This is a genomic window from Bradyrhizobium sp. MI1.7, from assembly GCF_055811795.1.
The window spans coordinates 59,424-82,915 of sequence record NZ_JBVVPO010000041.1; the positions used below are offsets into that span (position 1 = coordinate 59,424).

The window sequence follows — 23,492 nt, forward strand, 5'->3', positions numbered from 1 at the left end:
TCAATCGGTCGGGACGAACCCCGTTGCCTGAACGATCGCCTTCCACCGGTCGGATTCGGATGCGATCAGCCGGGCGAAGTCTTCCATGGCGATCGCGTCGGGCTCGACGGCCAGCTTTGCCATGCCGGCCTTGACCTCGTCGGTGCGCAAGGCCGCCTGGATCGCGGTGTTGAGCTTATCGACGATCGGCGCCGGCGTCTTGGCCGGAACGAAGAACGCAAACCATGTGAGGTCCTCGAGCGACGGATATCCGGCCTCCCGCATCGTCGGTACCGCCGGAACAAACAGGCTGCGGCGCGGTCCGGTGGTCGCCAGCGCGCGAAGATCTCCGGACTGGACGAGTCCGAGCGAGCTGCCGATCGGCATGACGGTCGCGGCAATCACGCCCTTGACCAGATCCTGAATCGCACCGCCGCCCTGATAGGGCACGTGAAGAAAATCGAAGCCGGCGCTGCGGCCCAGCATCGCACCGAGAAAATGCAGCGAGGTTCCGGCGCCCGGCGAACCAAAGGTGGCGTGCTTCGGATTGGCGCGGCACCAGGCCACGAAGTCCGCCAGCGTCTTGACGTCGGCCGGCACGCTGGGACCGACCGTCAGCAATGTCGGGGTCGAGGCGACGGTCGACACAGGCGTGAAATCCCGCGGATGGTATCTCAGTGTCTTGTAGACGTGCGGAAAGAACATCATGAAGCCGAGCGGCGCGAACAGCATGACCGATCCGTCGGCGTCGGCGCTCTTCACCGCCTCCACCGCGATGCGACCGGCCGCGCCCGGACGGGTCTCGACCACAATGGTTTCCGCATAGCCGCTCATCTGGCCCGCCACGAGCCGCGCCAACCCATCCTGCAGCCCCGGCGTGAAGCCCGTCAGGATATGCGCGGTTCTCGCGATCGGCTGTGCAAGAGCCCGCGGTGAAATATGCGTAGCGGCGAACGCCGCAGCGGCCGCCGACAACACATCACGACGCGTGATCATCACCCGTTTCCCTGATCGAGCCCAGACCAAATGAGATCGCAGCATGCTACCTGGCCATCGCTGCGGTCTCTGGAGCCATGGATGAGCCGGGTCGCACGAACACAAAACGGGATATCGCAGATATCTGCGCGTCCTCACGGCCATCCTGGCCGATCAGGATGAGGCCTGCTCCGCCATTCGCCACCGTCAGGACGACCGCTTCGCCCGCCCACGTTCCGATAGGCTCCATCCCGATGGTGAGAAACTCACCGATCGGCTGGTCCAAATACTGAAGTCTCAGCTGCGGCGCGATTTCGGCGGGCGCCAGAGCAAGACCGAGCTGTTGTGCACGCGCATAGATTTCCCGCAGCGAAGCCTCGCCTTGAAAGCCGAGCTCCGCAACCGACACGGCAACAAGCTCAACCTCCGCCTTCTTGCGACTTAGGGTAAAGGCCGGTCGAGCGAGTATCTCATCAGCCGCGTTTCCGACGCCGCAGCCCATTGCGCTCATCGCGCTGCGAAGAGCGAACGTATCCGTGAATGTTCCTATCCGGATCGTCTTCCACGCCAGGACATCTGCAGCCGAGCTGACCGGAATCTCCGATCTGGGAGCCGGCGGGTCGACCTTGACCGCCAGCTGCCTCCGCAAACCATCCTGCGCAGTGCATTGAGCCTCGGCGCGATCTACGGAAATCAAGCTGAACAGGTTGACGACCAACAGGATCGCAAGCGCACTGCCAATGCGCCAGGGTGCCGGACGATCGGGCCTTGCGCGGCCTTGCTGCAAGGCAATGTAGTCCATATCGGCGCGCGTCGCGCCGATATCCATCAACTCCCGATCGCTGAGGGCACAGAGAGCGGTTTGTACCTTCAGCCGTCTTCGGCGCTTCTGCCATGCGCTCCAGACCCGCAGGAAAAGGCTGGTCACTTGCTGCACGGGTGTGGCAGTCCGTCGCACCTGTGCAACGCCGTTGATGGTACTCATCGGCGATATCCCTTGGCGATACCTTTACCGAGGGCAGGATGTCAGGACTTCGCCGGGCACGCTTGACGTGCAGCTTACATTTTCCTGACCGGCGCCTTACTTTACGCCCCAGCAGGTGCAGAGGCGGCTTCATCCAACGACGGGAGTGGCAACTTGCGCTATCTCTTCGATGAATACGTGCTCGACACGGATCGGCGCGAGCTGCATCGCGGGGCCGATGCTGTTTCCGTTGCGCCACAGGTCTTCGACATTCTCGACTACTTGATCGGCAACAGGGAGCGTGTCGTCAGCAAAGACGACCTCATGAACGCGATCTGGAAGGGGCGCATCGTATCGGAGGCCGCGCTTGCGACCCGCATCAATGGCGTCCGCACGGCAGTCGGCGATTGCGCGGAAGCGCAGCGCCTGATCAAGACGATCCCGCGCAAGGGCTTCCGTTTCGTCGGAGCCGTTCGGGAAGTACGGGAGCCGGATCCTTCAACCGTCCCTCACCGGTCAGAAGCGAGAACAGCGGCCCTCCCGCTACCGGATAAGCCCTCGATTGCCGTACTCCCTTTCGTCAGCCTCAGCTCCGATCCCGAACAGGAGTATTTCGCAGATGGCATCGTGGAGGAAATCACGATGGCTCTGGCTCATTTTCGCTGGCTGTTCGTGATCGCACGCAATTCGAGCTTTGCGTATAAGGGCCGGGTCGTTGATGTAAAGCAGGTCGGCCGCGAGCTTGGTGTCCGCTATGTACTCGAAGGCAGCGTGCGCAAAGCCGGAAATCGCATTCGAATCGCGGGGCAGCTGATCGATGCCGAAACTGGAACGCATCTCTGGGCAGACCGCTTTGAGGGCCCGATCGAGGACATGTTCGATCTGCAGGACAATCTGACGTCCAGTGTCATAGGCGCAATCGCCCCGAGGCTGCAGCGTGAGGAAATCAAGCGGGCAAGGCGGAAGCCGCCCGAAAATCTGGATGCGTATGATCATTATCTGCGCGGGCTGGCGAAATCCCGTTGGTCCAACAACGCAAACACCGAGGCGCTGCAGCTCTTTTGCAAGGCGACCGAACTCGACCCTCGACTGGCTTGTGGCTATGCGATGGCCGCCTGGTGCTATACCCGGCGCAAGGCGAACGGCTGGATCAGCGATCCCGCGAAGGAAATTGCGGAAGCCACCCGGCTGGCCCGGAAGGCGGTAGAACTGGGGGCAAATGATCCGGTTGCACTGTCCGTGGGTGGATATGCACTCGCCTTCATAGCCCATGAGTTCGACGACGCGGCTGCTTTCGTGGATCGAGCTTTGGCTGACAACCCTAACTTCGCGCAAGCCTGGGCCACCAGTGCCTGGCTGAGAGTTTGGAGGGGAGAGCCGGATCTCGCCCTCGAGCACGCCGCACATGCCGTGAGACTTAGCCCGCTCGATCCGCCCATGTACTACGACGCGCAGGGAGCCATGGCGTATGCGCATTTTCTGGCGGGCCGCTATGACGCGGCGGTATCATGCGCCGAGACCGCATTGCGTGGTCAGACGAGTTTCCTGCTCGTGACCTGCATTGCCGCAGCCAGCAACGCATTCGCTGGGCGGCGTGAACGAGCGCAACGATCCCTCCTGCAAGCCCTTGAATGCAATCCAGATCTTCGTGCCAATCTCGAGAATCTGGCACCGTTTCGCCGGGCAGATGACTTCGCGATCTTCGAGAAGGGTCTCTGCGAAGCGGGCCTTCCGGAAAAGCACGACCTTGGCACCCCCTGACGGGGTGGACCAATGTTCGCGGCTTAGTTTTCGGGAGCGAAGGCCTATTCTCCACGGATTATTGCTCCCGCGCCCTCGGAGAATAGAGGGCAGGCTTGGAGAATGGTGCCATGCGCTATTTCTTCGAGGACTGTGCGTTGGACACCGAGCGGCGCGAATTGCGGCGCGGGCTCGATGTGGTGCCCACGACACCCCAGGTTCTCGATCTGCTCGAACATCTGATCCGCAGCAGGGATCGCGTCGTCAGCAAGGACGATCTCGTCAACGCGATTTGGAATGGCCGGATCGTATCCGATGCGGCGCTGACGACCCGGCTGAACGCCGTCCGGCGCGCGATCGGTGACTCCGGTCAGCAACAACGTCTTATCAAGACATTTCCACGCAAGGGCTTTCGTTTCGTGGGCGCCGTGCACGATGAGGATCGGCAACCAGGAACCACGGCAGCGGTTACGATCCCGGTTGCCTCTGCACACGCTGTTGGCGAACGGCGATCCGCAGGCTGGCTGGAGGACCTCAGAGGCCGTTTGAAGCTCGTCGGCAGCGTGCTGGCGTCGGTCGCCGCCATCGGCGCAATTGCCGGTGGCGTTGCCGGATACTGGAATGCCTGGAAGACAGTCCGTACCGACGCACAACGGGAAGCTCAAAATATCCAGCCACAGCCGACAGTCAGGCCCGAGATCGCGCCTCGCCTCTCTCTCGTCGTGTTGCCCTTCGCCAGCCTCAACGACGGTCCGGCGCAGGACTCCTTTGCCGACTTGATCTCGACAGGCTTGACGACCGATCTCGCGCGAACGCCCGCCACTCTCGTTGTTGGACGCGACACCGCCTTGACCTACAAGAAGAAGGTGGTCGATCTGCAGCAGCTCGGGACGGATCTCCGCGTCCGCTGGGCCGTGCGGGGCGCGGTGAGACGCAACGGAGACCAGGTGCGGGTCAACGTATCTCTGACCGACCTTCAGACCGCCCGCGACATCTGGTCGGATAGGTTCGACGGCGACCTCGCAAACCTGGCCGTCTTGCAGGATACCATCGCAGCGCGGCTTCTCTGCGTCGCACACTTGCACCTCCGTCAATATGAAGAAGCCCTCCAACAGTGCAGCCGCTCCCTCAATATGACCGGCACGGATTCTGAGGCCTACATGAGCCTGATCTCGGCGTACGGGTGGCCGGGGCAAATGGAACGGGCACGCGGGGGCAGCGAAACCGCGGCACAAGACACATCCTAAGTCGGTGTTGCGGTGGCCCATGGCGCATGCCGACGCTCAAGGCGCTGCAAGGTAACGAGCTCTGTACCCGCGCATTGCGCGTAATCTTGCCCTCGGCCGACAGATGGGCCACCATCCCCGCGCGCACCATCAACAAGAGCAAAAGCGCAGAGGAAACGGATGAGCAAGCCGTCAGGGTTCGACTATGGCTGGGTCGTGGTCGCTGCGGGAGCGCTGATGACCTGTGTCGGCTTCGGCACGATGCTGTCGCTTGCGGTCTTCCTGCAGCCGATCTCCGAAGCGATGGGCTGGTCGCGCGCGGGCGTGTCGGCGGCGGCGACGCTGGATTTCCTCTGCATGGGCGTTGCCGCGTTCTTCTGGGGCACGCTGTCGGACCGGTTTGGCACCCGCATCGTGGTGCTTGCCGGAAGCCTGCTGCTGGGCCTCGGTCTCGTGACTGCGAGCCAGGCAACCAGCCTATGGCAATTCCAGCTTTTCTTCGGCGTGCTGATCGGCGTCGCCGCCGGCAGCTTTTACGCGCCGATGATGGCGCTCGCGAGCGCCTGGATCGAAAAGAACCGCAGCCTCGCGGTGGCGCTGGTCTCTGCCGGCATGGGCGTGTCGCCGGTGACGATCGCGCCGACCGCAAGCTGGCTGATCACGGCCTATGACTGGCGCACCGCGATGCTGGTGATCGGCTGTGCGGCGTGGGCGCTGCTGATCCCGGCCTGCTTCCTGGTGCGGCCGGCGCCGCAGGCGGCTGGCCCGGCGAGCACCGACGCGGCACCGGAGATCGAGCTGACCGCGGCGCAGGCGCTGCGCACGCCGCAATTCATCGCGCTCGCAGCCGCGCATTTCGCCTGCTGCGCGGCGCATTCCGGTCCGATCTTTCACATGGTGTCCTATGCGATGGTGTGCGGCATCGCCCCGCTCACCGCGGTGACGGTCTACAGCGTCGCCGGCGTCTCCGGGCTCGGCGGACGCCTGCTGCTCGGCGCGGCAGCCGATCGCATCGGCGCCAAGCCCGTGCTGGTCGGCGGCCTGTTCGTGCAGGCGATGTGCATCGTGACCTATCTCGCGGTGGCGCAGCTCGGCGAATTCTACGCGCTCTCGGTCGTGTTCGGCCTCGCCTATGGCGGGGTGATGCCGCTCTATGCCGTGCTGGTCCGCGAGTACTTCGGCGCGCGCATCATGGGCACCGTGTTCGGCGCGGTGTCGGCCTTTGCCAGCCTCGGCATGGCGCTGGGTCCGTGGGCCGGCGGGCTCGTGTTCGACAATTTCCAACGCTACACATGGCTGCACGCCGGCTCCTTCGCGATCGGGCTCGCCGCCGTCGCGGTGGCGCTGAGTTTTCCGACAAGACGCAGGCAATCGCTCGACCTCGGCCGCGCTGCGGCCTGACGAGGTGACGCATGAACAGGCCGCAAGGCTTCGATCTCGTTGAACGTGCCCGGGCAATCGCGCCACTGATTGCGCGCGAAGCGGACGAGATCGAGCGCTCCCGTCGGCTGACGCCGACCGTCGTCTCGGCTTTGATCGAGAGCGGGCTCTATCGCGCGCTTTTGCCGCAGAGTCTCGGCGGTGCGGAAGCCCCCATCGAAACCTTCATGCAGATGCAGGAGGAGATCGCGAAGGCGGATGCCTCGACCGCATGGTGTCTCGGCCAATGCAGCGTCTGCGCGATGATCGCGGCTTCGCTCGACCACGACATTGCGCGCGAGATCTTCGACAGGCCGCCCGGCATCCTCGCCTGGGGCGCGATCGCGCATGAGGCGCGTGCGGTCGAGGGCGGCTATCGCGTCACAGCGCGCTGGGATTTTGCCTCGGGCTCGCGGCAGGCGAGCTGGCTGGGGGCGCATGTCCGCATCGTCGGAGCCGACGGGACGCCGCGGAAAAATGCCGACGGCTCGCCAGAGGTTCGCACCATCCTGTTTCCGGTTGCGAGCGCGGTGCTGCACGATGTCTGGCAGGCGATCGGGCTCGCCGGCACCGGCACGGATTCCTATGAAGTGAGCGACCTCTTCATCCCCGAGCGTTTCACGGCGTTCCGTGACGTGCCGTCCGCGCTGCGTGAGACGGGTCCGCTCTACAGGATCGGCACCGGCTCGACCTTCAGCCTCGGCTTTGCCGCGGTCTCGCTGGGCGGCGCGCGCGCGACGCTGGATGCCGCCATTGCTTTGTCGCGGGCAAAGCACCAGTCGCTGGCAGCGAGCGCCATGCGCGACAACCAGGCTGTCCAGGGCCTGATCGGCCGCACCGAGGGCGACTTACGCGCTGCGCGCACCTATCTCTATGCGACGGCGAATGCGATGTGGCACGACCTCTGCGCGACCGGCCAATTCAGCCCGGCGCATCGCAGCGCCGTTCGCCTCGCCGCGACCTGGACCATCCATCAATCGGCCAAGGTAGTCGACGCCGCCTATCACATGGCCGGCGCGACTGCGGTGTTCCGCAGCAATCCGTTCGAGCGGCGCTTTCGCGACATGCACGCGATCGCGCAGCAGATCCAGGCGCGGGATACGCATTATGAGGATGTGGGGAAGGCGATTTTGGCGGAGGGACGCTGAACTACAGCCGCAATGACGCTGCGCTCCCTCGCCCCGTTCTTACGGGGCCGCGACGAGCTTCGCTCGCGCTGAGAGGGTTGGGGTGAGGGGCATCTCTCCACACGGGCGGTCGTTGAAGGACCTGTACCCCCTCACCGGAATCCGCGCTACGCGCGCATTCCGACCTCTCCCCGCAAGCGGGGCGAGGTAAGGGGCAGCCCCGCCTTACGCCACCATCGCAGCCTTCTCGTCACCATCGATGCCGCGCTGGGCGGCGAGCAGGCTGATGATCTCGGCGTTGGGCCGGGCCTTGCTGAACAGAAAGCCCTGGCCCTCGTCGCAGCCCTCGGCCCGCAGGCAGCTCAGCTCGGCTTCGGTCTCGACGCCCTCGGCGGTGATGGTAACGCCAAGGCCTTTGCCGAGGCTGACGATGGAGCGGATGATCGCCTGGGCCTCGCGGTTGGCGCCGAGATCGCGCACAAAGGACTGGTCGATCTTGATCTTGTCGAAGGGGAAGCTGCGCAGATAGCTGAGGCTGGAATAGCCGGTGCCGAAATCGTCCATCGAGATGCGGACGCCGAGCGCGCGCAGCGCATGCAGCGTCGCCAGCACCTGCGCGCTCTTTTCGAGCAGCAACGTCTCGGTGATCTCGAGCTCCAGCCGCCGCGCCGGCAGGCCGGAATGTTTCAGCGCGTCCGTGACGACCGAAAGCAGATTGCCGCTGCGGAACTGGAGCGGCGACAGGTTGACGGCGACGCGGACATCGTCAGGCCAGGTCGCGGCGTCCAGGCACGCCCGGCGCAGCATCAAGCCGCCGAGCGGATTGATCAGGCCGGTTTCCTCGGCGACCGGAATGAACTCGGCCGGCGAGACCATGCCGCGCTCGGCATGCGGCCAGCGCACCAGCGCCTCGAAGCCGGTGATGCGGCCGCTCTGGAGGTCGATCAGCGGCTGATAGTAGGGCCGCAGCACGTCGTTCTGGATCGCGTCGCGCAGCTCGACCTCGATCTTGCGCCGGCTCTGCGCCTTGGCATCGAGCGCGGCCTCGAAGAACGCAAAGGTGCCGCGGGCATCGGCCTTGGCGCGCGACAGTGCCATGTCGGCGCTCTTGAGCAGCTTTTCGGAATCATCGCCGTCGCCGGGCGCCATCGCGATGCCGATGGAGGCGCCGATCACTACGGAATGGCCGTCGAGCAGATAGGGATCGGCGATGGCTTCCAACAGGCGTTTTGCCAGCATCACCGCGTCCTCGGGACGCGTCAGCCCGCTCTGCACGATCGCGAACTCGTCGGAGTTCAGCCGCGCCAGCGCGTCCTCCTCGCGCAAGGTCGAACGCAGCCGCTTGGCGACGCCGCGCAGCAGCTTGTCGCCGACCGCGTGTCCCAGCGTGTCGTTGACCGCCTTAAAATTGTCCAGCCCCAGCATCAGCAGCGCGACCTTGTCGGAGCTGCGCCGCATATGCAGCAGCATCTCGTCCACCTGCTGGCGCAGCAGATTGCGGTTCGGCAGGCCGGTCAGCCCGTCATGCTGGGCCATGAAGGCGAGCCGCGCCTCGGCGCGCTTGCGTTCGGTGATGTCCATCAGTGCGAGCAGCACCGCGGGCCGGTCGGCATAGGTCAATTCGCGGGAATAGATCGCAAGGTCGATCAGCGCGCCGTTGGCCTTGACGTGCTTCCAGGTGCGTGCGGCCTGCTCCTCGCTGGAGCGATCGGTGGTCCAGGGCGGCTCGCTGTCGAAAGCCTGCAACGAGCGGATCTTCAGCTTCTCGAATTCGGCACGGCTATAGCCGTAATGGGAAATCGCGGCATCGTTGACGCCGAGGATGCGCTCGTCGTCGAGCGCACAGACGATCATGGGGACGGGATTGCCGTCGAACAGCAGGCGGAACGAGGCCTCGCGCTGCTTCAGCTCGGTGATGTCGACGCGCAGGCCGACCACGCCGCCGTCGTCGGTCAGCCGCTCGTCGATCAGGATGACGCGGCCGTCCGCGAGCATCTGCTCGTGGCGCGCGCCGGGCTGATAGAGCTTTTGCAGCCGCTCGGCGATCCACTCGTCCTCGTGGCCGGCCGCCTCGGGATAGTCGCCACGCGCGACGCCGATGCGCAGCGTGTCCTCGAGGCGCGCGCCTTCCTCGAACAGATCGGCGGTCTTGCTGTAGATCTCGGCGTATTTCCTGTTCCAGAGCACGTAACGGCCTTCGGCATCGAGAAACACGATGCCTTGCGGCAGGAGGTCGATGGCCTGGCGCAGGCGCTCATGGGATTTGCGGGCCTCGGCAATCGCCGCCTCCGCCTCGGCGCGGCGGCGCAGGAGTTCGTCGCGTTCGGAAACGGATTGAGGCGCGCGCGCGAAGCGCGGCTTGCGCGGCTGTCGGCGAGCCCGGGCGAGCACGCCTCCCTTTCGCTTTGTTGTTTTTCGAAACCCCAAACTCAACTTGATGCGTCCCAGTCGCGCCCAGTGGCCGCAAGTTTTGGGGCAAGTGTCTGAAAAAAAAGTAATCTTGGGTGGCTTGTCGGTCGGTCGCACAGTCTGGTGGCCGCAGAAAAGCAGCCCTCATTGCCGCTTTGCGCGGCGCGGCAGCGCCGCCGGGCGCGCCAAGCCCATCACATCGTCGTCATCGGAGAACGCGATGGCGCAAAATTGCGCGCTGCCTTGAATCATTTCCGAGATCGCGCGCGAATGCATACAGAGGACTGGGAGCACGCCTCCCACGCACGAATTTTGGTCAATGCACGAGAGGGTTATCGCGTCGTTAAAAATCGGCCGGCCGCGCGTAGGGAACTGCGACTTTCGGACAATATTTCGGCCGAAGGACTGTTTCTTAACCCTGACGCCGCGTTGCGTTATAAGGATGACAGCATGAGTCCCCGCCGCCTCACCCCTCTCCTGCTTGTCATGACGTTCCTGACCGCCGGCGCCGCGCCGGCCCAGGACAAGGGCAGCGTCAACCCAAAACCGCTACCGCCGCTCGCCAACCCAAACGATCCCAGCATCGGCGCCAAGGAGCTGTTCGCGCGAAAGCTGCTGCCGTCGAAGGGAACGGCTCATGTCATCGGCTCCTACACCAAGGGCTGTATCGGCGGCGCCATGCAGATGCCGCTCAACGGCGACAATTGGCAGGTGATGCGGCTGTCGCGTAACCGCAATTACGGTCATCCCGACATGATCGCGCTGATCAAGCGGCTCGCGGCCAGGGCGAATAAGGACGCGGGATGGCCGGGCATTCTGGTCGGCGACATCGCCCAGCCGCGCGGCGGGCCGGCACTGTCAGGCCATGCCAGCCATCAAATTGGCCTGGATGCCGACATCTGGCTGACGCCGATGCCGGACCGTCGTTTGTCACGCGAGGAGCGCGAGGACTTGTCGGCGGTGATGATGGTGCGCCAGGACCGGCTCGACATCGACCCCAAGGTGTTCACGCCTGCTCATGTGCTGGTGCTGCGCGACGCAGCGCAGGAGCCGGCAGTGCAGCGCATCTTCGTCAATCCCGCGATCAAGAAGGCGCTGTGCCGCGAGGCCAAGGGGGACCGCTCATGGCTGTCGAAAATCCGGCCGTGGTGGGGCCACGACTATCACTTCCACATCCGCATGCGCTGCCCGGCGGGCTCGAGCGAATGCGAAGGCCAGTCGTCGCAATCCGAGGACGAAGGCTGCAAGCCGTCCGACCTCGCCTACTGGTTCAGCGACGCCGTGCTGCATCCGAAGCCTCCGCCGGAGCCGCCGAAGCCAAAGCCGCCGATGACGCTGGCGCAGATGCCGGCGGCCTGCAAGGCGGTGCTGCACGCGGTGGATGCGAAGCAATAGGCGGCTGGCTGGGCAAGCTGCCGCCTCACCCACCGCTGTCGTCCCGGGGCGCGCGAAGCGCGAGCCCGGGATCCATAACCACAGGGAGCGGTGGTTGAGCGAAGCGGTAACTCCGAGTCTTCGTCAAATTCCTCCCTGGGGCTATGGATCCCGGATCTGCGCTCCGCTTCGCTGCGCTTATCCGGGATGACAGAGTCATTACTGGCTCCCATCCTCTGAAATGCGCTAGGATCGCCTTGCCGCTCTGCCGTAAGCTGAGCGGCCCTGTCGGGACGCGCATCCCGCCTTTCAGCAATGACCGCAAGCCCCGCATTGTTCGCGTGGCCAACGATGAGATTTGACATGCGCGTCCTCACCTTCCTCGCTGCGCTTTCGCTCAGTGCGACCTCCGCTCTGGCTGCCGAAGAGCCCAGCGGCTGCGACAAGTTCAAATGGCCGATCGAGCGTGAGCGCGCCGCGCTCACCGCGCCGGTCCGCGCGAAGCTCGCCTCGGGGAGCGAGCAGGCGGCCTTGCCGTCGTCGGCCATCACGCTGGGGCTGGTGGCCCCAGCGGACGCGAAGCTGCCGACGCCGCCGGAAAGGGCGCCGAAGGACGGCACCTTCGCGGGCTTCACCAGCATCAAGGCGCCGAAGGCCGGGCTCTACACCGTCAGCCTGTCCTCCGGGGCCTGGGTCGACGTGGTCCAGGACGGGCATTTCCTCAAGCCCGTGGCCTTCAGCGGCGCGACCGATTGCGACGGCATCCGCAAGACCATGAAATACGAGCTGTCGGCACAGCCTTTCGTGCTCCAGGTCAGCGGCGCCAAGGACAATTCCCTGTCGATCGCGATCCTGCCGGCACAATAAGTCGCTTGGTTGGACAAACGGCCGCCTTTGACCTGAAGGCTTAGCCTGCTATCTTCGCAGCTGCGATATCCCCGCCGGCCGTAAGTCGTTGCGGGGACACGTGGAACAGCGCTTCCGCCCGTCGCACGCCAACCCACCCAACGCCAGATTTGCGCGTACGTTCGCGCGCGCGAACTCGCACGGAGCGCATTCCATGATTCGTATTGCCGGACTTTTCACCGCTTTCGTCCTCCTCGCGAGCGCGAGCCTTTCGCCTGCCGCCGCTGAGGACAAGACCATCACCGTGTTCGCCGCCGCCTCGATGAAGAACGCGCTCGACGAGATCGACGCCGCCTACACCGCCAAGACCGGCGTCAAGTTCAGCGTCAGCTATGCCGCAAGCTCGGTTCTCGCCAAGCAGATCGAGCAGGGCGCGCCGGCCGACGTGTTCGTTTCCGCCGACACCGACTGGATGGACTACGCGATCTCCAAGAAGACCATCAACGAGCCGACCCGCGTCAATTTGCTCGGCAACAGCATCGTCCTGATCGCGCCGAAGGACTCCAAGATCGACAACGTCACGATCGCGCAGGGTTTCGACCTCGCAAAGCTCGCGGGCGACGGCAAGATCGCGACCGGCGACGTCAAGTCCGTGCCGGTCGGCAAATACGCCAAGGCGGCGCTGGAGAAGCTGGGCGCATGGCAGGCTGCGGAGCCGAAATTCGCCATGGCCGAGAGCGTGCGCGCCGCGCTGACGCTGGTGGCGCGTGGTGAGGCCAATCTCGGCATCGTCTATTCGACCGACGCCAAGGTCGAGCCCGGCGTGAAGGTCGTCGGCACCTTCCCGGCGGATTCGCATCCCGCGATCATCTATCCGGTTGCCGCGACCACCACCGCGAAGCCCGAGACCAACGACTATCTCGCCTTTCTGCGCTCGACCGCTGCCAAGACCATTCTGGAAAAATACGGCTTCAAGTTCCTGATCAGCCCGACGACTTGATATCTACGACTTGATGCTCGAGATCTCTCCCGCCGAATGGACGGCGATCCTGCTCTCGCTCAGGGTCGCCGTCATCGCCACGCTGGTCGCAACGCCGTTCGGCATTGCGCTGGCATGGCTGCTTGCCCGCCATGATTTCTGGGGCAAATCGGTGCTCGATGCGCTCGTGCATCTGCCGCTGGTGCTGCCGCCTGTCGTTACGGGCTATCTCCTGCTCCTCACCTTTGGTCGCAAGGGACTCGTCGGCGGATTTCTGGCCGACTATCTCGGTATCGTCTTCGCGTTTCGCTGGACCGGGGCGGCGCTCGCCTGCGGCCTGATGTCGTTTCCGCTGCTGGTGCGCCCGATGCGGCTGTCGATCGAGGCGATCGATCGCCGGCTCGAGCAGGCGGCCGAGACGCTGGGAGCGGCGCCCTGGAAAGTGTTCTTCACGGTGACGCTACCCCTGGCGCTGCCCGGCGTGCTCGCCGGCATGGTGCTGGGCTTTGCCAAGGCGATCGGCGAGTTCGGCGCGACCATCACCTTCGTCTCCAACATTCCCGGCGAAACCCAGACGATTTCGTCGGCGATCTACTCGCTGATCCAGACGCCCGATGGCGACGCGGCCGCGGGACGACTCGTGATCATCTCGATCGTGCTCGCGCTCGGCGCGCTGATCGCCGCCGAATGGTTCGCCCGCCGCGCCACGCAACGCCTGCACGGGAACTGACCATGCTGCGCGTCGACATCGAAAAACAGCTCGGCGAATTCTCGCTCTCCGCAACCTTCACCAGCGAAGGCCGCGTCATCGGCCTGTTCGGCGCGTCCGGTGCCGGCAAGAGCTCGCTGGTCAACATGATCGCGGGCCTGCTGCGGCCCGACCGCGGCACCATCGTGATCGACGGCGAGACCGTCGACGACACTGCCGCCGGCATCCATGTCCCGACCTGGCGCCGCCGCATCGGCTACGTATTCCAGGACGCGCGGCTGTTTCCGCATCTCAACGTCGCGCAAAATCTCGACTACGGCCGGCGGATGAACAGCCTCGCGCCCGATCCTGCCCAGCACAGGCGCATCATCGAGCTGCTCGACATCGGCGCGCTCCTTGATCGCCGTCCAGGAAAGCTCTCCGGCGGCGAACGCCAGCGCGTCGCGCTCGGGCGCGCGCTGCTGTCGAGGCCGCGCCTGCTGCTGCTCGACGAACCGCTCGGCGCGCTCGACGAGGGCCGCAAGCTGGAGATCCTGCCGTATCTGGTGCGGCTGCGCGATGAAGCCAATGTTCCCATGGTCTATGTCAGCCACGACGTCGCAGAATTGCGCCAGCTCGCGACGCAGATCGTGATGCTGAAGCAGGGGCGGGTGACATCGTTCGGCGGGGTGAAGGTGCTGACGTGAGGGGCGCTGACGACTTGCCGAGACACCTCGCCCCACCATCGCTGTCATGCCCCGCCTAGTGCGCAATTGCGCACGGGGGCGGGGCATCCAGTACGCCGCGGCTTCTCGGTTCAATCACAATCGTCTCGGATTACTGGATCGCCCGATCAAGCCGGGCGATGACAGCGAGGTTGTGGCGGCGGCGCGCAAGCAATGGTGAGCGCTAAACCCCCGCCACCGACGTCCACAAATCCGCGAGCTTGCGCCGCAGCGCTTGCCGGCGCGTCAGCGGCGCGGGCGTCTCCTCGTCCTCCGGCAGACGCAGGCCGACGACGTTGACGCGGCCGCCGGAGATGCTGCGCGCAACCAGCACGATCTCGTCCAGCGGCAGCTCGGCGCCTTCCTTCGGCGCGCGATCGAGATGGACGTCGAAATAGTCGGCGAGGGTCAGCTTGCCGTCATCCTCGCCGACCTTGACGCCGTAGATCTCGGCAAGCTCGGCCAGCGTGTGCTCGCCGGAGACCATGAAGTCGCCGAGCAGATGCGGATCCGGCGCCGAGCTCGGCTGCATGTCGACGAAGAAGCGGTCGAGCGACTCGGCCTTTTCCGGCGGGGCCAGCAGATAGATGTAGTCGCCGGGCGCGATCGGATCGGCTTCTGTCGGGGTCAAAATGTTCTCGTTGCGGATGACCAGCGTCGGCTTGGACCAGGACGGGATCAGACCGCGGCGGAAATACAGGCTCTTGGGCCGCACCGGATAGCCGACGAGTTGCTGCTCGAGCTGGCCGGGCAGATCCAGCTCGACGCGGCGTGGACCACGCTCGGCGCGCGGCAGCGCCACGTGCAGCTTGCGCGCTGCCGGCGCCAGCGTCCAGCCCTGCAGCAGGAGCGAGATGATGACGACGACGAAGGCGACGTCGAAATAGAGATAGGCCTTCGACAGGCCGACCAGCATCGGGATCGACGCCAGGAAGATCGCGACCGCACCGCGCAGGCCGGTCCAGGCGATGAAGATCTTTTCGCGCCAGTTGAAGCGGAACGGCGCCAGGCACACGAACACCGCGATCGGCCGCGCGACCAGCATCAGGACGAACGCAACCCCGACCGCCGGCAGCACGCTCGTGCCGAGCCGGCTCGGCGAAACCAGCAGGCCCAGCAGCACGAACATCACGATCTGCGCCAGCCACGTCGCGGCATCCAGGAATGCCACCACGGAATTATGCGCGCGGGTCGGGCGGTTGCCGATGATGATGCCGGCGAGATAGACCGCGAGGAATCCGGAGGCGTGCATGATCTGCGAGCCGCCGAAGATCACGAGCGCCGCGGTCGTGACAAACGGCGCATGCAGGCCCTGCGGCAGCGCAACCCGGTTGAGCGCAACGACGACGAGACGTCCCCCGAGGAAGCCGACGACGGCGCCCAGCACCGCCTCCTGGATGAACTCCATCGCCACATGGCCCGCCGAGCTCGATCCCAGCGAGATGTATTCGACCAGCATCAGGGTGAGGAAGATCGCGAAGGGATCGTTGGTGCCGGATTCGGCCTCCAGCGTCGCGCCGACGCGCGGACGCAGGCGCAGGCCCTGGGTGTGCACCAGCAGGAACACCGCAGCCGCGTCGGTCGAGGCCACGACGGCACCGACCAGCAGCGATTCCGTCCAGTTGAGGTCGAGCGCGTATTTGGCGAACGGCGCCGTGATCAGCGCGGTCAGAAGCACCCCGACGGTCGCGAGCACAACGGACGGCGCGAGCACGGTGCGGATGCTGGCAAAGCGCGTCTTCAGGCCGCCGTCGAACAGGATCAGGGCCAGCGCCACCGAGCCGACCAGATAGGTGGTGCGGACGTCGTCGAACTGAAGCTGCCCGGGGCCAGAATCGCCCGCGAGCATGCCGATGGCAAGGAAGACGAGCAGCAGGGGCGCGCCGAAGCGCAGAGCAAGCAGGCTCGACAGGATACCGGCCATGACGAGGACGGCGCCGAGCAATATGGCGAGGCTGACAGAGTCGAGGGAAGCCATCCACCTTCCGGGTACAAATCGCTGGAATTGCATCCTTATCGTCGGCAGACTCCCACGCCAACCCATTTTCTCCCACTCGCGGCAATCTGCCCGTATTTTGCGGCCTTAACGCACCTCACTTAGCGGTGTATCGATGGCCGGGCCGCTCCCTTTGTGGGAATCTGCGGCGCCCTCGAATCAATCCCTGCCGCCCGCTTCCCGACGAGACTGATGGACATGGACCTCAAAGACTTCATGGAGTTCGTGCAGACCACCGCGCGCAGCGTCGGGGCGGAAATCTCCTCGCCCTGGTTCTACCTGCAATTCGGCCTGATCCTGGCCGCGGCCGGCATCGCCTATGCCGCGGAAGCCGGGGTTCGCAACCGCATCGACTTGACATCGCTGGCGATACACTGGCCGCTGCCGCTCCGGCACTTCGCCCGGGTGATGGTCTCGAGCGCCTCGACGGCGGTGTTCACCCTGATGGTGATCCTCTCCCGCGTGGTGATGTATCACGCGACCTGGCCGAGCCGCAGCTATCTCCTGATGGTCGCCGCCAAGCTGGGACTGGCCTGGCTTGCGATCCGGCTCGTGACCTCGGTGCTGCGCAACGCCTTCATCGTCAAGCTGGTATCGATCTCGGCGTGGTTCGTCGCGGCGCTGTCCATCATCGGACAGCTCGACACGACGGTCGACCTGCTCGATTCCTTTGCGATCGTGCTCGGCGGCCTGCGGCTGACGCCGCTGCTGGTGATCAAGGCCGGCGCGCTCCTGCTCATCGCGCTCTGGGCCACCAACATCGCCAGCAATTTCGCCGAGAGCCGGATCAACTCGACCACCGATCTGACCCCGTCGGTGCAGGTGCTGCTGGTCAAGATCATCCGGATCGGGCTGCTGGCCATCGCAATCGTCATCGCGCTCGGCGCGGTCGGTATCGATCTCTCGGCGCTTGCGGTGTTCTCCGGCGCGGTCGGCGTCGGCATCGGTATCGGCCTACAGAAGATCGTCGCCAACTTCATCTCGGGCATCATCCTGCTTGCGGACAAGTCGGTGAAGCCGGGCGACCTCGTCACCATCGGCGACAATACCGGGCGCATCAGCGCGATGAAGACGCGCTATATTTCCGTCGCCGCCGGCGATGGCCGCGAATTCCTGGTGCCGAACGAGGACCTGGTGACGCAGAAGGTCGTCAACTGGACCTACACCGACAAGAACACGCTGGTGAAGATCGCCTTCGGCACCAATTACGACGCCGACCCGCGGCTGGTTTGCAAGCTCGCCGCGGAGACCGCGGCCGCCCATCCCCGCGCGCAGAAGGGCAAGCCGCCGAACAGCATCCTGACCGAGTTCGCAGAAGCCGGGATGAAGTTCTCGCTGACCTTCTGGATCGCGGACCCCGACGGCATGGATGGCGTCAAGAGTGACGTGATGCTGGCGCTATGGGAGGCCTTCAAGCGCGAGGGCATCCGGGTTCCCTATCCCATCCGCGAGATTCGCGTCCGGGGCGGCGCCCTGCCGGTGGAAACCACCGTAGAAGTCCCGAATTAGGCCCTGTTTCGGGCGCAAGAGCCACGCCTGACTTGCATGAAGGCCCCTGATCATTAGATTATGGCCTTGAAATCAAGCCCTTCCGCCGACATCGAGACCAGCCCCGCATGAGCTACGTCGAAGCCTCCGATACCTCCCTGCGCAAGACCGGACAGATCAAGCTGCACGGGCCGAGCGCCTTTGCCGGCATGCACAAGGCGGGCGCGCTGGTGGCGAAGTGCCTCGACGAGCTCACCGATATCGTCGGGCCCGGCGTGCCGACCGAGCGCATCGACCAGTTCGTCCGCGACTTCGCTTTCAGCCACGGCGCCTATCCGGCGACGCTGATGTATCGCGGCTACCGCTACTCGACCTGCACCTCGCTCAACCACGTGGTCTGCCACGGCATGCCTGGTGACCGTCCGTTGAAGGAAGGCGACATCGTCAACATCGACGTCACCTTCATCGTCGACGGCTGGTACGGCGATTCCAGCCGGATGTATGCGGTCGGCCCGATCGCCCGCAAGGCCGAGCGGCTGATCGAGGTGACGTATGAGGCGATGATGCGCGGCATCGCAGCGGTCAAGCCGGGCGCTACCACCGGCGACATCGGCCACGCCATCCAGAGCTTCGTCGAGCCGCAGGGCATGAGCGTGGTGCGCGATTTCTGCGGCCATGGCCTGGGGCGCATGTTCCACGACGAGCCGAACATCATCCATATCGGCCGGCCCGGCGAAGGCGTTCAGCTCAAGCCCGGCATGTTCTTCACCATCGAGCCGATGATCAATCTCGGCAAGCCGCATGTGAAGATCCTCTCCGACGGCTGGACCGCGGTGACCCGCGACCGCTCGCTGTCGGCGCAGTTCGAGCACTCAGTCGGGGTGACCGCGACGGGCGTCGAGATCTTCACGCTGTCGAAGCGGCACGGCGAGACGCAGATCGGGTGATGGCCCGGCAGGACCGCGATGCGATCCTGCCATCCTGTTCGCCGGCGACGATCTGTCGTCAGAGGCGGACCTCTTACAGCACGTAGCCACCATCGATGGTGAGGCTGGCGCCGGTCATATAGCCGGATTCCGGGCCCGCCACATATGACACCAGCGCGGCGATCTCGCCGGGCTCACCGACGCGCTTCAACGGAACGATCTCTTTCAGCCGCGACACCATCGTGGCCGTCATGTCGGTCTCGGTCGGGCCCGGCTGGACGTTGTTGACCGTGATCCGGCGAGGCGCCAGGTCGAGCGCAACGCCGCGGACCAAGGAGGCAACGGCGGCCTTGGTCATGGCATAGACGCTGCCTCCCGGCGTCCCTGTCCGGATCGCCGTGTTGCTCCCGATCGTGATGATGCGGCCGCCGTCACGCATCTGCCCGGCTGCCGCCTGGATGGCCAGAAAGACGCCGCGGATATTCACATCGAGAATGAGGTCGAGGTCTTCCAGGCTGAACTGCTCGACGGGACCGAGGCGGAGAATGCCCGCGTTGACGACGACCGCATCAAGCACCCCAAGCCGGCTCACGGTCTCGGCGACGGCCGCGCGGATCGCGGCGGGATCGGCGCTATCGGCCTTGATCGCGACGGCCTTGCGGCCAGCGTTCTCGATCGCGGACACGATTTCGGCGGCACTGTCCGGTCGCGACACGTAGGTTAGCGCGATATCGAACCCGTCCCGTGCGAGACGGACCGCGATCGCGGCGCCAATGCCGCGCGCTCCACCAAACACCAACGCGACTTTGCTGCTCATTTTCTCTCTCCTTATTTTGAACGATCGTTCCAAATTTGACCAAAAAAAATTACCCGAGGGCGCGCAATGCGATGGCGCCGAGCGCCCGTAATTGGCGCGGCCTGGCGCCACCGCGCGCGGCGATTCGAATACCGGCAACATTCGCCAGCAGAAACTCGGCTGCGTCGTTGGCGTCGAGATCCCGCGTCACGTCGCCGTCGGCCTGCGCTTCGCGCAAGCGTTTCGAAACGGCGCCCTGGAGCGCGCGGCCTGACGCCGCATGGATGCTGGTGAGGTCATCCCGCGAGCGGCCGAACTCGCTGATCGAGCCGATGCCCAGGCAAGCCTCGTTCGCGTCGCGAACGACGCGGTCGATCATCGCCCTGAGGCCGTCAATCGCGCGCGGCGGCGCCCGCAGCGCGGCAAGATGGGCTTCGACCTCGCTGGCCGCGTAGCGGCGCACCGCGGCGCAATAGAGTTGCCATTTGTCGCCAAACGTATCGTAGATGCTCTGGCGGCCGATCCCCATGGCGTCAACAAGCATCGGCGTCGAGGTTCCCTCGAAACCGTGCTCGCGAAACGCACCGATCGCGGCATCGAGCGCCTCGTCCTGATCGAATTCCTTGGTCCTTGCCATGACACGACAATAGTTATTCTGGAACGAATAGTCAATTATCAAATGCGGCGGCATTGCCCGCGACATGGCGGGAAGCAGATCGGGTGATGCCTGGCTCGGCGGCCTAGTGGCGGCGCCGGAATGACGACGGCGGCCGCTTGTAGGTCGCGACAAATGCATCGTTGAATCTGCGAACGCTGCCGAAACCGGCGGCGAAGGCGATCTCCGCCAATGTCATGCTGGTCTGGTCGATCAGACGCTTGGCTTCCTGCACACGGCGGGTCGTGGCGATCTCGCTCGGGCTCGCACCGGCGTGGCGCATGAACAGGCGGAGCAGATGGCGCGGCCCGACTCCCAGGACTTCCGCAAGGTCCATCATCGACGCGCGATCCAGGAATCCGTCATTGATCAGGCGCATCCCGCACGCGACGGTGGTGGCCGTTCCCATCCAGGCCGGCGATCCGGGCGCGGTTTCCGGCCGGCAGCGCAGGCACGGGCGAAAGCCGGCGCGCTCGGCGGCAGCGGCGGTCGCATAAAAGGTGACGTTCTCGGAGCGAGCGGGGCGAACCGGGCAGACCGGCCGGCAGTAGATCCTCGTCGAGCGAACGCCGGAGAAGAACAGCCCGTCGAACGCGCGTGCCCGCGCCAGCCGCGCCCGATCGCAGGTGTCCCAGTCGAGATGCGGCGGCAGCGTTTGCCGATGTGCCGAGCCTGTTGCCATGGCGGAAGAATAGTTTCATCGCAGCCCGCCGAGTAGCTGGAATCGGACTCGATCGGGCGATGAGGTCCGAATCCAGCCAGCCTGCGCCACCACGCCGGATCATGGTCCCGGTCCATCCCGGAGCAGATTCGCAATGCACACGCAGGCGCAACAAACGACGTCAGGACAAACCACGCTCACGTTCGAGATCGGGCTCCTGCTCCTCCTCTCACTAATCTGGGGCAGCTCGTTCACGCTGATCAAGGTCGCAATCCCGACGATCCCGCCGTTCACGATGGTCGCCGCGCGCGTGACGATCGCGGCCATTCTCCTGATCGCGATCGCTCGCGCTCAGGGGCACGCTCTTCCCGCCCGGGGACCGGTGTGGGCGGCTTTCTTCGTGCAGGGACTGCTACAGAGCGCGCTGCCGTTTACCCTGATCAGCTGGGGCGAGCTGCATATCGCAAGCGGTCTCGCCGGCGTGCTCAATGCGACCCCGCCGATGTTCGTGCTCGCGATCGCGATGATGACCGGACGAGGGCGGCGGGCGATCAGCAGCTGGAAGATCATCGGCGTCGCGCTCGGTCTTGCGGGCGTCGCGGTGACGATCGGCATCGATGCGCTGTCCGCCTTGGGCACGACGGCCCCGCTGGCGCAGGCCGCCGTGCTCGGCGCAAGCCTCTGCTACGCGCTCGCACCGATATGGGGGCAGCGGTTCTCCGGCTTTCCCGCCACCGTCACGGCGGCCAGCGCCATGAGCTGTGCCGCGATCCTCATGGTCCCTGCCGCACTCGTCCTCGAGCGACCCTGGACGCTGGCACCGACTTCGCACGCGGTCGCGGCCGTCGTCAGCCTCGCGGTGATCTGCACGGCGCTCGCGATGGTGATCTATTTCCGCCTGATCCGCACGCTCGGCCCACTCGGCACGACCAGCGGCAGCTATCTGCGCGCCGGCTTCGCGGTGGCGCTCGGCACGGCATGGCTCGGCGAACGCTTCACCTGGTCGGCCCTTGCAGGCATGACGCTCATTCTCGCCGGGGTCATCGCCATCACGATGCCCCTGCCGGCGCGGCACCGTGGTCTCGAACCGTAAGAGCGTCCGCGGGGCGATCTTTTGGACCGCCCCCGAGCCGCCGTTACAGATCAGGCATGATTGACCTCGACGACCTCGCACAGGATCGTCTCGGCCTTCGACAGCGCCGCAAGGCTCTGGATGTACGGCGCAAATCGCGGATCCTTGCGAAAATTCTCGATGTCCCCCGCGCTTGCCCATTGCGAGTAGTTGATCGCGCGCCGGCCCTCCTTGCTGGCGTGGACGCTGGACGAGATGAACCCGGGCTGCTTGCTGAAGAAGGTCTCGGTGCCCCCCTTCAGCAACTGAACCAGCTTTTGCTGGTTGTCCGGCTCGACCGTGAAGACGTTGACGAGGGTCGTGACGTCGCTACCGGTGCGAATGGTCGCTTCCATTTTCGAACTCCTGTTCTGGCTGTGGGACGGCGCCGCTTGCGCGACGAGCAAGACGCCCGCTCCGAGGCCGGTGGCAACGAAGGCACGACGCGACGGCTCAGGTCTGGTCCGGGACATTGATATTCTCCTGTTGCGGAAGATCGGCTGGCCACTCGACCGGCCAACAGCGCTGAGACGAACGAGGCAGGAGAACGAAGACAGCTGGTGTGAAATTTTTTCTCGACGGCTCAATCGCCCCGAGCGTAGGCGGCGCCGGGAATCCGGGCCGGCAACATCCTGACCGGCTCCCGGCGTTGCCGATGCGCGCGAACTCTGCTACCCGGAGCGCGCCGAAAAAGGCATGGCCGGATTGGTAAGCCCGGCCTGTTCCTGACTTGCCAGGAATTCTGCCACCGTCTCCACGGTAGGACCCACGGCCGGACAGAGTGACGCGATCGTCACGATGATCGGCGGGTCATGTCATCGTGTCAACTCGGCCGCCGCTCAGTGTGGAAGCTCGTTCCGTCCGTTCCTTCACCTGAACGGAGAGCACCTATGCGACTGCAACATCTCAACCTCGCGACCTCGGACGTCACCGCGCTTGCCGCCTTCTTCGAGCGCTTCTTCGGCTTTGCACCCTATGCCTCGCGTGGCGAAGCCCTCGTCGTCCTGCGCAACAAGGAGGATTTCATCCTGACCGTGATGCGCGGCAGGACGGGCGAGCCGGCCGACTATCCCGCCAATTTCCATATCGGCTTCTACTACGACGAGGCAGCCGACGTGGAAGCCAAGCACGCCGAGCTAAAGGCCGCGGGCCTCGACCCGAGCAGGATCGCCTCCATGGATCGTGGCGGCGGCGTCCGCGTCCCGCACTTCTATGTCACCGCGCCGGGCAATGTCCTGGTCGAGGTCTGCACCCCGCCGGGAGGGCTTTCGTCGTAGGTAGACGACGAGGCCCCCGGGGGCCCCCCCCCCGGGGGCCCCCCCCCCGGGGGGGGCGGACGAGATGGTCCTCGATCCGGTCAGCTCGCGGCCCTCACGGGCGTCTGCGGAAACGGACCGAGCGCCTTCTC

At 65.2% G+C, this 23,492-nt stretch carries 21 protein-coding genes; 13 read left to right on the forward strand and 8 right to left on the reverse strand.

From position 1 onward, the window contains the following. On the reverse strand, window positions 1–975 hold the full coding sequence (locus AC0L3X_RS30325; RefSeq protein ID WP_084794947.1) for a Bug family tripartite tricarboxylate transporter substrate binding protein: 975 nt from the start codon (window positions 973–975) through the stop codon (window positions 1–3). Window positions 976–1,021: 46 nt separating this feature from the next. Further along, window positions 1,022–1,939 (reverse strand): DUF1127 domain-containing protein, encoded by a 918-nt coding sequence (locus tag AC0L3X_RS30330; protein WP_063980726.1) that lies wholly within the window; start codon window positions 1,937–1,939, stop codon window positions 1,022–1,024. Between the two features lie 153 nt (window positions 1,940–2,092). On the opposite strand from AC0L3X_RS30330, the gene AC0L3X_RS30335 reads away from it, so the two are divergent. The 4 genes from AC0L3X_RS30335 to AC0L3X_RS30350 all read left to right on the forward strand — a co-directional run bounded on the left by AC0L3X_RS30335 (window position 2,093) and on the right by AC0L3X_RS30350 (window position 7,451). Then, window positions 2,093–3,679 (forward strand): winged helix-turn-helix domain-containing tetratricopeptide repeat protein, encoded by a 1,587-nt coding sequence (locus tag AC0L3X_RS30335; protein ID WP_473317077.1) that lies wholly within the window; start codon window positions 2,093–2,095, stop codon window positions 3,677–3,679. Between the two features lie 110 nt (window positions 3,680–3,789). After that, window positions 3,790–4,905 (forward strand): winged helix-turn-helix domain-containing protein, encoded by a 1,116-nt coding sequence (locus tag AC0L3X_RS30340; protein WP_063986041.1) that lies wholly within the window; start codon window positions 3,790–3,792, stop codon window positions 4,903–4,905. A gap of 159 nt (window positions 4,906–5,064) precedes the next feature. Further along, the gene (locus tag AC0L3X_RS30345; RefSeq protein WP_063980724.1) at window positions 5,065–6,285 is read left to right on the forward strand and encodes an MFS transporter; all 1,221 of its coding nucleotides are present in this window, start codon (window positions 5,065–5,067) and stop codon (window positions 6,283–6,285) included. Window positions 6,286–6,296: 11 nt separating this feature from the next. Beyond that, the gene (locus AC0L3X_RS30350) at window positions 6,297–7,451 is read left to right on the forward strand and encodes an acyl-CoA dehydrogenase family protein (RefSeq protein WP_473317078.1); all 1,155 of its coding nucleotides are present in this window, start codon (window positions 6,297–6,299) and stop codon (window positions 7,449–7,451) included. 204 nt (window positions 7,452–7,655) lie between these two features. On the opposite strand, the gene AC0L3X_RS30355 is transcribed toward AC0L3X_RS30350, so the two are convergent. Further along, window positions 7,656–9,821 (reverse strand): putative bifunctional diguanylate cyclase/phosphodiesterase, encoded by a 2,166-nt coding sequence (locus AC0L3X_RS30355; protein WP_063980722.1) that lies wholly within the window; start codon window positions 9,819–9,821, stop codon window positions 7,656–7,658. 468 nt (window positions 9,822–10,289) lie between these two features. On the opposite strand from AC0L3X_RS30355, the gene mepA reads away from it, so the two are divergent. The 5 genes from mepA to modC all read left to right on the forward strand — a co-directional run bounded on the left by mepA (window position 10,290) and on the right by modC (window position 14,433). Then, window positions 10,290–11,234 (forward strand): penicillin-insensitive murein endopeptidase, encoded by a 945-nt coding sequence (gene mepA / locus AC0L3X_RS30360; protein WP_063980721.1) that lies wholly within the window; start codon window positions 10,290–10,292, stop codon window positions 11,232–11,234. A 342-nt stretch (window positions 11,235–11,576) separates the two neighbouring features. Beyond that, window positions 11,577–12,080 (forward strand): hypothetical protein, encoded by a 504-nt coding sequence (locus AC0L3X_RS30365; RefSeq protein ID WP_063980720.1) that lies wholly within the window; start codon window positions 11,577–11,579, stop codon window positions 12,078–12,080. Between the two features lie 193 nt (window positions 12,081–12,273). Further along, window positions 12,274–13,059 (forward strand): molybdate ABC transporter substrate-binding protein, encoded by a 786-nt coding sequence (modA, locus tag AC0L3X_RS30370; RefSeq protein WP_063980719.1) that lies wholly within the window; start codon window positions 12,274–12,276, stop codon window positions 13,057–13,059. A gap of 13 nt (window positions 13,060–13,072) precedes the next feature. Beyond that, a complete protein-coding gene (gene modB, locus AC0L3X_RS30375) occupies window positions 13,073–13,768 on the forward strand; it encodes a molybdate ABC transporter permease subunit (RefSeq protein ID WP_028148288.1) in 696 nt (231 codons plus the stop codon). 2 nt (window positions 13,769–13,770) lie between these two features. Next, window positions 13,771–14,433, forward strand: coding sequence for a molybdenum ABC transporter ATP-binding protein (gene modC / locus AC0L3X_RS30380; protein ID WP_063986040.1), 663 nt, complete (start codon window positions 13,771–13,773; stop codon window positions 14,431–14,433). Between the two features lie 202 nt (window positions 14,434–14,635). On the opposite strand, the gene AC0L3X_RS30385 is transcribed toward modC, so the two are convergent. Next, on the reverse strand, window positions 14,636–16,429 hold the full coding sequence (locus AC0L3X_RS30385) for a potassium/proton antiporter (RefSeq protein WP_063980718.1): 1,794 nt from the start codon (window positions 16,427–16,429) through the stop codon (window positions 14,636–14,638). 210 nt (window positions 16,430–16,639) lie between these two features. Here AC0L3X_RS30385 and AC0L3X_RS30390 point away from each other — a divergent pair, with 210 nt between their 5' ends. Both AC0L3X_RS30390 and map read left to right on the forward strand, forming a co-directional pair. Then, window positions 16,640–17,956: a mechanosensitive ion channel family protein gene (locus AC0L3X_RS30390; protein WP_473317080.1), complete on the forward strand. Its 1,317-nt coding sequence runs from the start codon at window positions 16,640–16,642 to the stop codon at window positions 17,954–17,956. Between the two features lie 107 nt (window positions 17,957–18,063). Beyond that, entirely contained in the window at window positions 18,064–18,882 is an 819-nt protein-coding gene (gene map / locus AC0L3X_RS30395) for a type I methionyl aminopeptidase (protein WP_063980716.1), read from the forward strand. A 73-nt stretch (window positions 18,883–18,955) separates the two neighbouring features. Here map and AC0L3X_RS30400 read toward each other — a convergent pair whose 3' ends face one another. The 3 genes from AC0L3X_RS30400 to AC0L3X_RS30410 form a co-directional block, all read right to left on the reverse strand. Next, complete coding sequence (locus tag AC0L3X_RS30400; protein ID WP_187387908.1) at window positions 18,956–19,678, reverse strand: 3-oxoacyl-ACP reductase family protein; 723 nt, start codon at window positions 19,676–19,678, stop codon at window positions 18,956–18,958. A 49-nt stretch (window positions 19,679–19,727) separates the two neighbouring features. Next, complete coding sequence (locus AC0L3X_RS30405; protein WP_354131626.1) at window positions 19,728–20,294, reverse strand: TetR/AcrR family transcriptional regulator; 567 nt, start codon at window positions 20,292–20,294, stop codon at window positions 19,728–19,730. Window positions 20,295–20,397: 103 nt separating this feature from the next. Beyond that, the gene (locus tag AC0L3X_RS30410; RefSeq protein ID WP_063980714.1) at window positions 20,398–20,994 is read right to left on the reverse strand and encodes a bifunctional transcriptional activator/DNA repair enzyme AdaA; all 597 of its coding nucleotides are present in this window, start codon (window positions 20,992–20,994) and stop codon (window positions 20,398–20,400) included. Window positions 20,995–21,127: 133 nt separating this feature from the next. Here AC0L3X_RS30410 and AC0L3X_RS30415 point away from each other — a divergent pair, with 133 nt between their 5' ends. Continuing rightward, window positions 21,128–22,066: a DMT family transporter gene (locus tag AC0L3X_RS30415; RefSeq protein ID WP_063980713.1), complete on the forward strand. Its 939-nt coding sequence runs from the start codon at window positions 21,128–21,130 to the stop codon at window positions 22,064–22,066. A 50-nt stretch (window positions 22,067–22,116) separates the two neighbouring features. On the opposite strand, the gene AC0L3X_RS30420 is transcribed toward AC0L3X_RS30415, so the two are convergent. After that, window positions 22,117–22,557, reverse strand: coding sequence for an antibiotic biosynthesis monooxygenase family protein (locus AC0L3X_RS30420; RefSeq protein ID WP_084794946.1), 441 nt, complete (start codon window positions 22,555–22,557; stop codon window positions 22,117–22,119). Window positions 22,558–22,974: 417 nt separating this feature from the next. Between AC0L3X_RS30420 and AC0L3X_RS30425 the strand changes: the two genes are divergently transcribed. Then, window positions 22,975–23,361: a VOC family protein gene (locus tag AC0L3X_RS30425; RefSeq protein WP_231143810.1), complete on the forward strand. Its 387-nt coding sequence runs from the start codon at window positions 22,975–22,977 to the stop codon at window positions 23,359–23,361. Window positions 23,362–23,492 lie beyond the last annotated feature (131 nt).

Excerpts from the sequence above, each read along its gene's own strand:
- AC0L3X_RS30325 (WP_084794947.1), bottom strand. The coding sequence starts at position 975 with ATGATCACGCGTCGTGATGTGTTGTCGGCGGCCGCTGCGGCGTTCGCC.
- AC0L3X_RS30330 (WP_063980726.1), bottom strand. The coding sequence starts at position 1,939 with ATGAGTACCATCAACGGCGTTGCACAGGTGCGACGGACTGCCACACCC.
- AC0L3X_RS30340 (WP_063986041.1), top strand. The coding sequence starts at position 3,790 with ATGCGCTATTTCTTCGAGGACTGTGCGTTGGACACCGAGCGGCGCGAA.
- AC0L3X_RS30345 (WP_063980724.1), top strand. The coding sequence starts at position 5,065 with ATGAGCAAGCCGTCAGGGTTCGACTATGGCTGGGTCGTGGTCGCTGCG.
- AC0L3X_RS30350 (WP_473317078.1), top strand. The coding sequence starts at position 6,297 with ATGAACAGGCCGCAAGGCTTCGATCTCGTTGAACGTGCCCGGGCAATC.
- mepA (WP_063980721.1), top strand. The coding sequence starts at position 10,290 with ATGAGTCCCCGCCGCCTCACCCCTCTCCTGCTTGTCATGACGTTCCTG.
- AC0L3X_RS30365 (WP_063980720.1), top strand. The coding sequence starts at position 11,577 with ATGCGCGTCCTCACCTTCCTCGCTGCGCTTTCGCTCAGTGCGACCTCC.
- modA (WP_063980719.1), top strand. The coding sequence starts at position 12,274 with ATGATTCGTATTGCCGGACTTTTCACCGCTTTCGTCCTCCTCGCGAGC.
- modB (WP_028148288.1), top strand. The coding sequence starts at position 13,073 with ATGCTCGAGATCTCTCCCGCCGAATGGACGGCGATCCTGCTCTCGCTC.
- modC (WP_063986040.1), top strand. The coding sequence starts at position 13,771 with ATGCTGCGCGTCGACATCGAAAAACAGCTCGGCGAATTCTCGCTCTCC.
- AC0L3X_RS30385 (WP_063980718.1), bottom strand. The coding sequence starts at position 16,429 with ATGGCTTCCCTCGACTCTGTCAGCCTCGCCATATTGCTCGGCGCCGTC.
- AC0L3X_RS30390 (WP_473317080.1), top strand. The coding sequence starts at position 16,640 with ATGGACATGGACCTCAAAGACTTCATGGAGTTCGTGCAGACCACCGCG.
- map (WP_063980716.1), top strand. The coding sequence starts at position 18,064 with ATGAGCTACGTCGAAGCCTCCGATACCTCCCTGCGCAAGACCGGACAG.
- AC0L3X_RS30400 (WP_187387908.1), bottom strand. The coding sequence starts at position 19,678 with ATGAGCAGCAAAGTCGCGTTGGTGTTTGGTGGAGCGCGCGGCATTGGC.
- AC0L3X_RS30405 (WP_354131626.1), bottom strand. The coding sequence starts at position 20,294 with ATGGCAAGGACCAAGGAATTCGATCAGGACGAGGCGCTCGATGCCGCG.
- AC0L3X_RS30410 (WP_063980714.1), bottom strand. The coding sequence starts at position 20,994 with ATGGCAACAGGCTCGGCACATCGGCAAACGCTGCCGCCGCATCTCGAC.
- AC0L3X_RS30415 (WP_063980713.1), top strand. The coding sequence starts at position 21,128 with ATGCACACGCAGGCGCAACAAACGACGTCAGGACAAACCACGCTCACG.
- AC0L3X_RS30420 (WP_084794946.1), bottom strand. The coding sequence starts at position 22,557 with ATGTCCCGGACCAGACCTGAGCCGTCGCGTCGTGCCTTCGTTGCCACC.
- AC0L3X_RS30425 (WP_231143810.1), top strand. The coding sequence starts at position 22,975 with ATGCGACTGCAACATCTCAACCTCGCGACCTCGGACGTCACCGCGCTT.